This is a genomic window from Streptococcus sp. 3874 (assembly GCF_013276425.1).
Lineage (GTDB): Bacteria > Bacillota > Bacilli > Lactobacillales > Streptococcaceae > Streptococcus > Streptococcus pseudopneumoniae.
On record NZ_VMLA01000016.1, the window covers coordinates 1 to 13504 of the forward strand.

Sequence of the window (13504 nt, forward strand, 5' to 3'; positions counted from 1 at the left end):
TGCTTAATTTCATTATAAAATTTTTAGTTCAAAATAGTAAGTTAAAGAAACAAATAATTCTTTATGGTAATAATAAGAAAAAAAGTTCAAAATGCAATAAAAACACTTGGCTAAATAAAATATATCTGTTAGAATAAAAACAAGGAAAAAGAAAGGGGTTTCATTGCATGAGAAAAAAACGTGGAATTAAAAAATTAGTTACATTTGCATTGCTAGGTGTTTTTATGTTTAGTAATACAATTCCTTACCAACAGTTTATTCAGAAGAATAGACAATTGGAGATTCGAGTGCAATCACAAAAGAAGTCCAATGGTCTTGATGTTGGGAAGGCTGATTAAAGAATAATGGAATAGAATTAGTCTCTAGTATATTCGCTTTTATTATTCATTAAAAATTGTAGGGGCAAGTTTGAAAAAATAAAAGTTAGTTGATTGATTACTTCTCTAAATTTTGGGCACACTAAAAAGAGGTCTTGATACCCAACCTTTAAAATTAAAGCACCTTGAATCCGTGCTGTTGTGCAAAACGAACGGCATCTTGGACAGACATTGTCTTATCTGAATTTCTTATTTCTGTAAGACCTTGTAATCTTGGATTATAACTCTCCTGTTTTAAAAGTACGTGGTAGATGGCAACCAATAATCTGCGACAGATAGCGATGATAGCTTTTCGATGCCATATAAATAATTTTTAACATGAGGGGGCTCCCTTCATAAAATTTGAGTCTGCCTATCCCTTGACTATTCTTTCCTTTCACAAACGAGTCGCTTATTCAATTATAAGTTTACGTGCTCTTAGTCACAGTTCTTGTGCTTGATGGAAAGAATGACACCTATAAAAATGCGAGGTAGTGGCTGTACCACTCACTTATTCACCTCCCCGTGATTTGTAGTAGTGATAGGCTTTCTCACTGTTATTATAAAACAAAGAGCACAACACTTTTTCATTCTGTGTTGTGCCTTGAGTGAAACGAAAGGAATGAATTATAAAAATGAAGAAAACATTTTATCGCAAATTCGGTATTTCAATTATTGCTAGTACTTTATTAGCTAGTCAGCTACCGACAGTATCTGCGTTGACTGTTATTTCAAGTACAGGCGAGGAGTATGAGGTAAGTGAAACATTACAAGAGGATCCAGGAACTAATAATTTTTCACTTCCCGATGTTTCACCGACTTATGGTCAATATTATACAAATCAGTCAGAAGTCATTATTGGCAAAAATGATTTAGTTAAGGTAAAAAATACTTTACAATATCCTTACTCTACATCAGCTTATGTAGAGTAAGAATTTCGTGGTGTGAAAAATGGTAAAGATGTAACTTATCGAGGGAGTGCCAATTTTATAAAGGATAATGTCCTTATTACTGCTGCTCATAATATTTATAAACATGAGTTTGGTAAAGATGCAGAAGAACTATATGTTACTCCTGCTCGTACTCCAAATAGTGTGCCGTTTGGTCGGATAAAAGTAAAAGAAGCTCGCTATTTAAAAGAATTTCGAAATACTGATCCAGATGAGCTTACTACCTATGACTTAGCAGTTTTAATTTTGGAAGAACCGATTGGCGCTCAATTGGGGACGTTAGGACTTCCCAATAATTTAGAAAATACTAAAAATCTAGATGTAACAGTTACGGGATATTCTGCTGTTAATAAGGATATTAAGCAGATGTATACTGATACAAAAACGATACTTCAAGATACAAATGATTTTTTATTCTATCAAGTAGATACTTTTCGTGGTGCAAGCGGTTCAGCAGTATATGATTCTACCAATAGGGTTGTCGGAGTTCATACCAATGGGAGTGAGGCAGAACAAATGAATTATGCTGTCAAGTTAAATGAGAAGGCTCTATCTTTCATCTACTCTGTTATTCGAGGGCATTCTATTGATGGTTGGAAATTGATTGGTGGTACTTGGTACTATTATAAGAACAGTACGAAACAAACAGGTTGGCAAAAGATAAATGACACTTGGTACTATCTAGACGCCTCCGGTAAGATGCTCACAGATTGGCAAAAAGTAAATGGGAAATGGTATTATCTGGAAACCTCTGGTTCAATGGCAACAGGTTGGAAATATGTACGAGGCAGATGGTATTACTTAGATAATAAAAATGGAGACATGAAAACCGGTTGGATAAAAGTGGGAGGAAATTGGTATTATCTCAATTCAAGTGGAGCAATGGTTACAGGTAGCCAAACTATTGATGGGAAAGTTTATAATTTCGCTTCATCTGGTGAGTGGATTTAATATTGGAGGTATATATAAATGAAACTTTTGAAAAAAACTATGCAAGCTGGACTAACAGTAATTTTCTTTGGTTTGCTAGCTACGAATACAGTATTTGCAGATAACTCTGAAGGATGGCAGTTTGTCCAAGAAAACGGTAGAACCTATTACAAAAAGGGGGACCTCAAAGAAACGGACTGGCGAGTGATTGATGGGAAGACCTATTATTTTGATTATAATGGCGAAATGGTTGTTGGTTGGCAGTACATTCCAATGCCAGTTAAAGGATATACAATTGGTCCTTACCCTAATGGTATCAGATTAGAAGGTTCCCCAATGCCAGAATGGTACTACTTTGACGAAAATGGAGTGCTACAAGAGTTTGTTGGTTGGCAAGAATTAGAGCTAAAATATTCCTTAACCGTTGGGAAAAAACATGGTGAAGGCTGGGAAGGTCCCGAAGTTCTTAAATTAGCATACTACTACTTTGATCAAGATCATTATTTAAAGACAGGTTGGCTTTATGATCAATCTAACTGGTATTACCTAGCAAAAACAGGAAATTCTGGGAATAAGAATCTTGGTGGTGAAAGACGTGTAGGTTGGATAAATGATGGTTCAGCTTGGTACTATCTAGATTCAGAAACTGGTATCATGCAAACTGGTTGGAAGCAAATTGGCAATAAGTGGTACTACCTCCGTTCATCAGGTGCAATGGCAACAGGTTGGGCTTATGTTGGTAATAACTGGTACTATCTTCGTTCATCAGGTGCAATGTCCACAGGTTGGGTGAAAGATGGTTCAATATGGTACTATCTAAATGCAAGTAATGGAGATATGAAAACAGGCTGGTTCCAAATCAATGGTAAATGGTATTATGCCTATGGTTCAGGTGCTCTAGCTGTTAATACCACAGTAGATGGTTACTACGTAAACTATAATGGTGAGTGGGTTAAGTAACGAATGCTAATCGTAACTGTAGTTGATACTTAACTTATTAAAAAGAGCTTTTTTCTACCATTTGTCAACTCTATCAATTTTTAAGAATTAAATGAGTCAAGACAGTAGCTATTCAGTATGTTTATCTACTGTAGTAGGTTGAAGAAAAACTAAGAATGAGAAAGGACGAAGTTAGTCCTTTCTTTTTTATGTGACTATACTTTCTATTCAAATGAGCTTTTAACCGATTGATTGAGCCAATCAACTCTTAAAACCAAAGAGCAATTTCTCGCTTAGCTGACTCTTCTGAATCTGAACCATGTACAACATTTTGGATAGTCTCATTTTCTCCAGCAGCTTTTGCAAAATCAACTCGAATAGTTCCTGGTAAAGCTTCTTCTGGATCAGTTGCACCCATCATGGTCCGCCAAGTTTCGATTACTTTGGGATCAGAAATGATACCTACAAGAACCGGTCCTGAAGTCATAAATTCACGAATCGGTGGGTAAAAACTTTGACCAACCAAGTCCTGATAGTGCTGGTCAATTAACTCTTCTGAAAGCTGTGTACGCAACTCCAATTTTTCAATTGTAAATCCACGTTGTTCGATACGTTTCAACACTTCACCCACTAGTCCTCTTTTTACACCATCTGGTTTAATGATAAAAAATGTTTGTTCCATACCTGTCTCCTTTGTCAGCTTCTTTCTTTTATTTTACCACATTCCATGGAAAAATGGAGAAAGTTTTCAGAAAAGAGAAAGAGAACCCGAAGGCTCTCTCATCTGCTTTTATTCTACTGTTTCTTCCACAGTTTCAACGGCAGTATCCACAACTACTTCTGTTGTTTCTTCATTCCCTTCTTCCTCTACTGGAGGATTAAGGTATTCTTCTTCGTTGATAGCATGTGGTTCAAGGTTACGGTAGCGAGCCATACCAGTACCTGCTGGGATGATCTTACCGATGATAACATTTTCTTTAAGTCCAAGGAGATGGTCTTTCTTACCACGGATAGCCGCGTCAGTAAGGACACGAGTTGTTTCCTGGAAGGAAGCCGCTGACAAGAAACTGTTGGTTTCAAGTGAGGCTTTGGTAATTCCCATGAGGACTGGGCGACCTGTCGCTGGAACACCACCTGCGATAAGGACATCTTTGTTGGCATCTGTAAAGTCATTGATATCCATGAGGGTACCCATGAGAAGATCTGTGTCACCTGGATCCATGACACGGACTTTACGAATCATTTGACGAACCATTACCTCGATGTGTTTGTCACCGATTTCTACCCCTTGGCTACGGTAAACTTTTTGTACTTCACCGAGAAGGTAAGTTTCAACTGACAAGACATCACGAACTGCAAGGAGACGTTTTGGTTGGATAGAACCTTCTGTAAGAGCAGCACCACGCGCTACTTGGTCCCCAACTTCAACACGCATACGAGCTGTAAATGGAACAACGTACTCACCTTCGCCAGTTTCACCCTTAACAAAGACTTTCTTGGTACGAGTTGATGCATCTTCTTCGATAGCGGTAACTTGTCCTTTAACCTCTGTGATAACCGCTTCCCCTTTAGGATTGCGGGCTTCAAAGATTTCTTGGACACGAGGAAGACCCTGAGTGATATCGGTATTTGAGGCAACCCCACCCGTGTGGAAGGTACGCATTGTAAGCTGTGTACCAGGTTCCCCGATAGATTGGGCAGCGATTGTACCAACTGCTTCACCAACTTCAACTGCATCACCAGTCGCCAAGTTGATACCGTAACAATGACGGCAGACACCATGACGAGTGTTACATGTAAATACTGAGCGGATAGTCACTTCTTCCACACCAGCATTGACAATTTCACGCGCCTTGTCTTCTGTAATCAATTCATTTGGACCAATGATAACTGCACCAGTTTCTGGATGTTTAACAGTTTTCTTAGTGTAACGACCATTGAGACGCTCTTCGAGAGACTCGATCATCTCTTTTCCTTCTGCGATAGAACGGATCAAGAGACCACGGTCAGTTCCACAGTCGTCCTCACGGATGATAACGTCTTGGGCAACGTCAACCAAACGACGAGTCAAGTAACCTGAGTCGGCTGTCTTAAGGGCCGTATCGGTCATACCTTTACGGGCACCGTGAGTTGAGAAGAACATTTCGAGTACCGACAAACCTTCGCGGAAGTTTGAAAGGATTGGCAATTCCATGATACGTCCGTTCGGAGCAGCCATCAGACCACGCATACCGGCAAGCTGTGAGAAGTTTGAGATGTTACCACGAGCTCCAGAGTCCATCATCATAACGATTGGGTTCTTAGGATCTTGGTTGGCAATCAAACGTTTCTCAAGTTTTTCACGGGCAGCACGCCATTCAGCTGTAACGGCATTGTATCGCTCGTCGTCTGTGATCATACCACGACGGAATTGTTTGGTGATTTGTTCTACACGTTTATGTGATTCTTCGATGATTTCAGCCTTATCATCAACGACTGGGATATCGGCAATACCCACTGTCAATCCCGCAAGAGTTGAGTGGTGGTAACCGAGGTTCTTCATACGGTCAAGTAGGGCAGAAGTTTCTGTCGTACGGAAACGTTTGAAGATTTCAGCGATGATATTTCCAAGGTTTTTCTTCTTGAATGGAGGGTTGAGTTCAAGTTTGCTGATAGCTTCCTTGATATCTCCACCAAGTGGCAAGAAGTATTTAGCTGGGACGCCTTCTGTTAAGTTGGCATTGTTTGGTTCTTGCAAGTATGGTAGACCCTCTGGCATGATGTCGTTGAAGAGGATTTTACCAACTGTTGTAAGCAAGACCTTGTGTTTTTGCTCTTCTGTCCAAGGCTTGTTGAGGCTGTCTGTTGCGATACCAACACGTGAGTGAAGGTGAACATAACCATTACGGTAAGCCATAACCGCTTCGTCACGGTCTTTGAAGACCATTCCTTCACCTTCACGACCAGCTTCTTCCATAGTCAAGTAGTAGTTACCCAAAACCATGTCCTGAGATGGAGTAACAACTGGTTTACCATCTTTCGGGTTCAAGATGTGCTCAGCAGCGAGCATCAAGATACGAGCTTCTGCTTGGGCTTCTTCTGAAAGCGGTACGTGGATGGCCATTTGGTCCCCGTCAAAGTCAGCATTATAGGCTTCACAGACAAGCGGGTGCAAGCGAAGGGCCTTACCATCAATCAAGACTGGCTCGAAGGCTTGGATACCCAAACGGTGAAGGGTAGGTGCGCGGTTCAAAAGCACTGGGTGTTCTTTGATCACTTCTTCAAGAATATCCCAGATACGCTCATCTCCGCGTTCGACCAAGCGTTTAGCCGCTTTGACGTTTTGCACGATATCACGGGCAACGATTTCACGCATGACGAATGGTTTAAAGAGCTCGATCGCCATTTCACGTGGCACACCACATTGGTACATCTTAAGCGTTGGACCAACGGCGATAACGGAACGTCCTGAGAAGTCAACACGTTTACCGAGCAAGTTTTGACGGAAGCGTCCTTGTTTACCTTTAAGCATGTGGCTCAATGATTTCAGTGGACGGCTACCTGGTCCTGTGATTGGACGACCACGACGACCATTGTCAATCAAAGCGTCAACCGCTTCTTGAAGCATACGTTTCTCATTTTGAACGATGATACCAGGTGCATTCAACTCAAGCAAACGAGCCAAACGGTTGTTACGGTTGATAACACGGCGGTACAGGTCGTTCAAGTCAGATGAGGCAAAACGGCCACCATCCAACTGCAACATTGGACGAAGATCTGGTGGAATAACCGGAAGGATGTTGAGAATCATCCATTCAGGTTTGTTTCCAGACTTGTAAAAGGCATCCAAAACATCCAAACGACGGATGGCTTTGACACGTTTTTGTCCAGTAGCTGTTTTCAATTCTTCTTTGAGTTCAGCAATTTCTTTTTCAAGATCTACTTGTTTTAAAAGGTCTTGGATGGCTTCGGCCCCCATCTTGGCAACGAATGATCCATAACCATACTCACGCAAGCGCTCACGGTATTCGCGCTCTGTCATGATAGACTTGTGCTCAAGTGGTGTATCCTTAGGATCAATCACCACATAAGCTGCAAAGTAGATAACTTCCTCGAGGGCACGAGGGCTCATATCAAGGGTCAAGCCCATACGGCTTGGAATCCCCTTGAAGTACCAGATGTGAGATACAGGAGCTTTCAATTCGATGTGCCCCATACGCTCACGACGAACTTTTGTACGCGTTACTTCAACCCCACAACGGTCACAAACAATCCCTCTGTAACGAATGCGTTTGTACTTACCACAAGCACATTCCCAGTCTTTTGTAGGACCAAAGATCACTTCATCAAAGAGTCCTTCACGTTCTGGTTTCAAGGTCCGGTAATTGATTGTTTCAGGTTTTTTGACTTCTCCATAAGACCATGAACGGACTTTGCTTGGAGAAGCTAGGGTGATTTGCATACTTTTAAAACGATTTACATCAACCACTATTTCTTCCCTTTCTATTCTAAGTGAGCTACTTATTCTTGTTCAGCAGCTTCTTCTGTTGCTTCCGCTTTTGTTGCTTTCTCAGCTTCTTCGGCTTCAAAGGCTGCTTTAGCCTCTTGGGCTGCTTTTTCGCGGGCTTTTTCAAGGTCATCTACGTGGATGACATCTTCGTCCATTCCTTCATCCAAGTCGCGAAGTTCCACTTCTTGGTCATCTTCGTCTAGGACACGCATGTCAAGACCGAGAGATTGCAATTCTTTGACAAGAACTCGGAAGGATTCTGGAACACCTGGTTTTGGAATTGGTTTTCCTTTTGTAATAGCTTCATAAGCTTTCAAACGTCCGTTGATATCGTCAGACTTGTAAGTCAAGATTTCTTGTAGGACATTTGATGCACCGTAGGCTTCAAGAGCCCAAACCTCCATCTCACCGAAACGTTGTCCACCAAACTGAGCTTTACCTCCGAGTGGTTGTTGGGTAACAGTTGAGTAAGGTCCGACTGAACGCGCGTGCAATTTATCATCAACCATGTGGTGGAGTTTGATCATGTACATGACTCCGACAGAAACACGGTTATCAAACGGTTCTCCAGTACGTCCATCGTAAAGGATTGTTTTGGCATCGCTATCCATACCAGCTTCTTTAACAGTTGACCAAAGGTCTTCAGAACTTGCTCCGTCAAAGACTGGTGTTGCGATGTGGATACCAAGAGTACGAGCTGCCATACCAAGGTGAAGCTCCATAACCTGACCGATATTCATACGTGATGGCACCCCAAGTGGGTTCAACATGATATCGACTGGAGTTCCGTCTGGAAGGTAAGGCATGTCTTCTACAGGAACGATACGAGAAACAACACCTTTGTTTCCGTGACGTCCGGCCATCTTATCTCCGACCTTGATCTTACGTTTTTGAGCAATGTAGACGCGAACCAGCATGTTAACACCTGATTGCAGCTCATCTCCATTTGCACGTGTAAAGATCTTAACATCACGAACGACACCATCGGCACCGTGTGGTACACGAAGAGAAGTATCACGAACTTCACGAGATTTATCTCCGAAGATAGCGTGCAAGAGACGTTCTTCAGCTGAAAGGTCTTTCTCACCCTTAGGTGTTACTTTACCTACAAGGATATCACCTTCTTTAACCTCAGCACCGATACGGATAATACCCATTTCGTCAAGGTCTTTAAGAGCGTCTTCCCCAACATTTGGAATTTCACGAGTAATTTCTTCAGGCCCAAGCTTTGTATCGCGTGTTTCTGATTCGTATTCTTCAAGGTGAACAGATGTGTAGACATCGTCTTTAACCAAGCGTTCGCTCATGATAACAGCATCCTCGAAGTTGTAACCTTCCCAAGTCATGTAGGCAACGATTGGGTTTTGTCCAAGCGCCATTTCTCCATTTTCCATAGAAGGTCCGTCAGCGATGAAATCACCTTTTTCAACGACATCGCCAACTTTAACAAGCGTACGTTGGTTGTAGGCAGTACCTGAGTTTGAACGACGGAATTTTTGGATGTGGTAAACATCCAATGAACCATCTTCACGACGAACTTCTACCTTGTCAGCATCTGCGTAAGTAACTTTACCATCGTACTGAGCAATCACAGCAGCTCCTGAATCGTGGGCTGCTTGGTATTCCATACCAGTACCAACGTAAGGTGCTTGAGGATTGATCAATGGCACAGCCTGACGTTGCATGTTGGCTCCCATGAGGGCACGGTTGGAGTCATCGTTTTCCAAGAAAGGAATACATGCTGTCGCAACGGCAACTACCTGTTTTGGTGATACGTCCATGTAGTCAACAACATTAGCTGGATACTCTTGGTTGACCCCTTGGTGACGTCCCATGACAATCTTCTCAGCAAAGGTTCCATCTTCGTTCAGACGAGAGTTTGCCTGAGCTACAGTATATTCATCTTCTTCATCGGCTGTCAACCAAACGATTTCGTTTGTAACAACGCCTGTTTCACGGTCAACCTTACGGTATGGTGTTTGAACAAAACCATATTTGTTCAAATGTCCGTAAGATGACAAGTTATTGATCAAACCGATGTTAGGTCCTTCAGGTGTCTCGATAGGACACATACGACCATAGTGAGTGTAGTGCACGTCACGTACTTCATATCCGGCACGGTCACGAGTCAAACCACCAGGTCCTAAGGCTGACAAACGGCGTTTGTGAGACAACTCAGAAAGTGGGTTGTGTTGGTCCATGAACTGTGACAACTGTGATGAACCAAAGAATTCTTTCACCGCAGCTGTTACAGGACGGATATTGATAATTTGTTGTGGTGTCAAGACTTCGTTATCTTGAACAGACATACGTTCACGGACATTACGTTCCATACGAGAAAGTCCAAGACGTACTTGGTTGGCAAGCAATTCACCAACCGCACGAATACGACGGTTTCCAAGGTGGTCGATGTCATCTACACGGCCAAGGCCTTCAGCCAAGTTGAGGAAGTAGCTCATCTCAGCAAGGATATCAGCAGGAGTGACGATACGAACCTTGTCATCTGGATTAGCATTACCAATAATTGTTACGACACGGTCTGGGTCAGTTGGTGCAACAACCTTGAATTTTTGAAGAACAACTGGCTCAGTCACAACGGCTGCATCATTTGGAATGTAAACAATCTTGTTCAGGTCGCCATCCAAATGGCTTTCAATGCTTTCAATCACACTACGAGTCATAACAGTTCCAGCTTCTACCAAGATTTCTCCTGTTTCAGGATCTACCAATGGCTCTGCAATGGTTTGGTTGAGCAAGCGTGTTTTAACATTGAGTTTTTTATTGATCTTGTAACGACCGACAGCTGCTAAGTCATAGCGACGTGGGTCAAAGAAACGAGCCACAAGCAAGCTACGTGAGCTTTCAGCTGTCTTAGGCTCACCTGGACGAAGGCGTTCGTAAATTTCTTTCAAGGCTTCGTCGGTACGAGAGTCCATTGGGTTCTTGTGGATATCTTTTTCAACAGTGTTGCGAACCAATTCGCTGTCACCAAAGATATCAAAGATTTCATCATCACCTGAGAAACCAAGCGCACGAACCAAGGTTGTAAATGGAATCTTACGAGTACGGTCGATACGAGTGTAGGCGATGTCTTTTGAATCGCTTTCAAGTTCCAACCAAGCTCCACGGTTAGGGATAACCGTTGAACCGTAGCCCACTTTACCATTTTTATCAACTTTATCATTAAAGTAAACACCTGGTGAGCGGACCAACTGAGAAACGATAATACGTTCACCACCATTGATGATGAAAGTACCCATTTCTGTCATGATCGGGAAATCACCAAAGAAAACTTCTTGGGTTTTGATTTCGCCTGTTTCTTTATTGATCAAGCGGAAGGTTACAAAAATTGGTGCTGAGTAGCTAGCATCGTGGATACGAGCTTCTTCCAGCGTATATTTGGGTTCCTTGATTTCATATCCAACAAATTCCAACTCCATTGTGTCTGTGAAGTTTGAAATTGGCAATACATCTTCAAACACTTCCTTAAGACCGTGGTCTAGGAAATCTTTGAATGAGTCAGTTTGAATTTCAATCAAATTTGGTAAGTCAAGAACTTCTTTGATTCTTGAAAAACTACGACGGGTACGATGTTTCCCGTATTGAACGTCATGTCCTGCCAAGATGATTCTCCTTTGTAAATAAGTTCCAAGCCTTGTCAATCAGGCTTTCTAATCGTCATATGGTTGTAAAACCCCTATCACCGTGTCCCTTTGATAAATTTTCAGAATCTTTAAATCTTTGTTACAAGCACTCAAAATCCTGAAAAAAAGCACAAAAAGAGCAGCTAAATCTGACTTTTTCAGAAGATTTAACTGCTGTGAGCCTTGTCTGGACAATATTTCAGACAAAACCTACGACAAATGATTATTTATATTATACCCTAATTAGCTAGATTTTTCAAGGGGATTCAGTAGATTTTTGGTAATCTTTTTCCCATAGAAAACTTGGCATCACATTCGAATCACACTATGGTACAAAAAACTGAAAAAGCTATTGACTGAAAATCATTTTCAAGGTATAATAAGAAACGTTAAGGCGGTATAGCCAAGTGGTAAGGCACGGCTCTGCAAAAGCTTGATCGTCGGTTCAAATCCGTCTACCGCCTTTCAATACCGAATTTATCGGAATTTATCAAGACAAAAAGCCCGTAAATTAGGGCTTTTTTATTTTTTTCTTCGGATAAATACGGATAATTTTGAAAAACTTTTGGGGCAAAGTTCTTCCCATGACATAATTCCCTCATGAAATCAACTGAAAAAAGCTTCGTCACGCCTGGTGACAAAAGCCTCTAGTTTATTCTGTTTCTTCTTCTATTTCGACTTCTGTAATTTGGACTTTTACCTTGGTAACACGTCCATTTTTCACTTTATCATTGGTTAAGATAAGTTGTTTGTTTTGGCTGACCAATTCATAGCTAAGTTTCTCAGTCGTCGGAATGGTCCCCACTCCTGTCAAATAGTAACCAGCGATGGTATCAACGTCATCACTTTCCAGTTCAACATCAAAGTAATTATTGAAATCATTGAGGGTCATTGTTCCTTGAACAATGTAGGTATCCTCGCCAATCTGATGAACATCTATTGCTGCTTTGTCCGTTTCATCATCAATTTCACCAACAATTTCCTCTAAGAGGTCTTCCAAGGTCACCAAACCAGCCATACCACCGTATTCATCCAGCAAGATTGCCATTTGTCTTTGGGTATTGCGCAATTCTTTTAGCAAGTCATCCACAAAAATAGTTTCAGGTACAAAAAGTGGATCTTGTAAGATTTTCTTCCAAACAATATTATCAAAACCATCCACAAAACCAGCCTTAAGGAGACTCTTGGTGTGAATGATTCCAATTACATTGTCCTTATCCCCATCGTAAACTGGTATACGGGAAAAGTTTTGTTTTAAAATACTTTGGATAATGCTTTGACTATCATCCTGAATATCCACCATAAAAGCATCTGTCCGAGGAACCATAACCTCTCGTGCCATCAGTTCATCGAGCGAAAAGACACCTTGTAGCATCTCAATCTCATCAGCATCCAATGTTTCTTCACTATTTGTCAGCATATAGGCAATTTCATCACGGGTCATCTTTTCATCCGCATCATCGAATGACATAGGAGTCAAATGGCTCAAGAAATTGGTCGAAGCAGCTAAAAGCCAAACAAAAGGACTGACTAGTTTTCCGATCCCAATGATAACCGGCGCTGTACGAATGGCCAAGGCATCCTTTAGATTAAGAGCGATTCTCTTAGGATATAATTCCCCAAAAACGATGGAAATATAGGTCAAAAATGCCAAGGATAGAAAAGTTGCCACTGCTTGTGCTGTTTCGCTATTCCCAAGCCAAGAGGCAATCACACGTCCTAGAGTATCAGCTAAACTCGCCCCTGATAAGATTGTAATCAGGGTGATTCCTACCTGAATGGTTGATAAAAAGTGGTTAGGATTTTCTAGTACCTTCAGCAGGCGGATGTAGCGTCTGTCTCCTTCTTCCGCCTTTTGTTCAACTCGGGCACGATTAAGAGAAACCATGGCCATTTCTGTGGCTGAGAAAAAGGCATTTAATACCGTCAAGATAAACAATAAAACAAATTGTAGCAACAAATTCTGACTACTTGGGTCTTCCATAGTTCTTCTCCTAAAATAGTATCTTATCCTTTATTATATCACAAAATTTAATCCAATACATATTATTTTTTTCTTAGCGTAACTTCTCAAAGTAACTTCCATCTCTCTCCCAAAACTGGAAGTTAGTCTAAGACGGATTTCCACTGATTTCACGCGTTTTTCTCATACTAAAAGCTAGGTTGTGGGAAACTGGAAGTTAGTTTTAGAAGTTA

At 41.4% G+C, this 13504-nt stretch carries 8 protein-coding genes, 1 tRNA gene and 1 pseudogene; 5 read left to right on the plus strand and 5 right to left on the minus strand.

Annotated features, from left to right (window positions below):
• Positions 1-167: 167 nt before the first annotated feature.
• Complete coding sequence (locus HT703_RS11935) at positions 168-338, plus strand: PhrA family quorum-sensing system peptide (RefSeq protein ID WP_001227865.1); 171 nt, start codon at positions 168-170, stop codon at positions 336-338.
• Positions 339-492: 154 nt separating this feature from the next.
• On the opposite strand, the pseudogene HT703_RS11940 reads toward HT703_RS11935, so the two are convergent.
• A pseudogene (locus HT703_RS11940) lies at positions 493-675 on the minus strand (IS110 family transposase); the annotation flags it as partial.
• Positions 676-991: 316 nt separating this feature from the next.
• Here HT703_RS11940 and HT703_RS11575 point away from each other — a divergent pair.
• Genes HT703_RS11575 through HT703_RS01395 form a run of 3 tightly spaced genes read left to right on the plus strand, consistent with a single transcriptional unit; the run spans position 992 to position 3196 of the window.
• On the plus strand, positions 992-1288 hold the full coding sequence (locus tag HT703_RS11575; RefSeq protein WP_054392932.1) for a hypothetical protein: 297 nt from the start codon (positions 992-994) through the stop codon (positions 1286-1288).
• A 12-nt stretch (positions 1289-1300) separates the two neighbouring features.
• On the plus strand, positions 1301-2257 hold the full coding sequence (locus HT703_RS11580) for a serine protease (protein WP_054392931.1): 957 nt from the start codon (positions 1301-1303) through the stop codon (positions 2255-2257).
• A gap of 18 nt (positions 2258-2275) precedes the next feature.
• Complete coding sequence (locus tag HT703_RS01395) at positions 2276-3196, plus strand: N-acetylmuramoyl-L-alanine amidase family protein (RefSeq protein WP_000771127.1); 921 nt, start codon at positions 2276-2278, stop codon at positions 3194-3196.
• A gap of 247 nt (positions 3197-3443) precedes the next feature.
• Here the strand turns inward: HT703_RS01395 and ndk are convergent, their stop codons facing one another.
• The 3 genes from ndk to rpoB all read right to left on the minus strand — a co-directional run bounded on the left by ndk (position 3444) and on the right by rpoB (position 11287).
• Entirely contained in the window at positions 3444-3857 is a 414-nt protein-coding gene (gene ndk, locus HT703_RS01400) for a nucleoside-diphosphate kinase (protein ID WP_000438300.1), read from the minus strand.
• Positions 3858-3965: 108 nt separating this feature from the next.
• On the minus strand, positions 3966-7643 hold the full coding sequence (gene rpoC / locus HT703_RS01405; protein WP_000228740.1) for a DNA-directed RNA polymerase subunit beta': 3678 nt from the start codon (positions 7641-7643) through the stop codon (positions 3966-3968).
• A 32-nt stretch (positions 7644-7675) separates the two neighbouring features.
• Complete coding sequence (gene rpoB, locus HT703_RS01410; RefSeq protein ID WP_172929866.1) at positions 7676-11287, minus strand: DNA-directed RNA polymerase subunit beta; 3612 nt, start codon at positions 11285-11287, stop codon at positions 7676-7678.
• 414 nt (positions 11288-11701) lie between these two features.
• On the opposite strand from rpoB, the gene HT703_RS01415 reads away from it, so the two are divergent.
• Positions 11702-11772: transfer RNA gene (locus HT703_RS01415), tRNA-Cys, on the plus strand.
• 188 nt (positions 11773-11960) lie between these two features.
• Here the strand turns inward: HT703_RS01415 and HT703_RS01420 are convergent.
• Positions 11961-13292, minus strand: coding sequence for a hemolysin family protein (locus tag HT703_RS01420; RefSeq protein WP_000390030.1), 1332 nt, complete (start codon positions 13290-13292; stop codon positions 11961-11963).
• Positions 13293-13504 lie beyond the last annotated feature (212 nt).

Excerpts from the sequence above, each read along its gene's own strand:
- HT703_RS11575 (WP_054392932.1), top strand. The coding sequence starts at position 992 with ATGAAGAAAACATTTTATCGCAAATTCGGTATTTCAATTATTGCTAGT.
- HT703_RS01420 (WP_000390030.1), bottom strand. The coding sequence starts at position 13,292 with ATGGAAGACCCAAGTAGTCAGAATTTGTTGCTACAATTTGTTTTATTG.
- HT703_RS01395 (WP_000771127.1), top strand. The coding sequence starts at position 2,276 with ATGAAACTTTTGAAAAAAACTATGCAAGCTGGACTAACAGTAATTTTC.
- ndk (WP_000438300.1), bottom strand. The coding sequence starts at position 3,857 with ATGGAACAAACATTTTTTATCATTAAACCAGATGGTGTAAAAAGAGGA.
- HT703_RS11935 (WP_001227865.1), top strand. The coding sequence starts at position 168 with ATGAGAAAAAAACGTGGAATTAAAAAATTAGTTACATTTGCATTGCTA.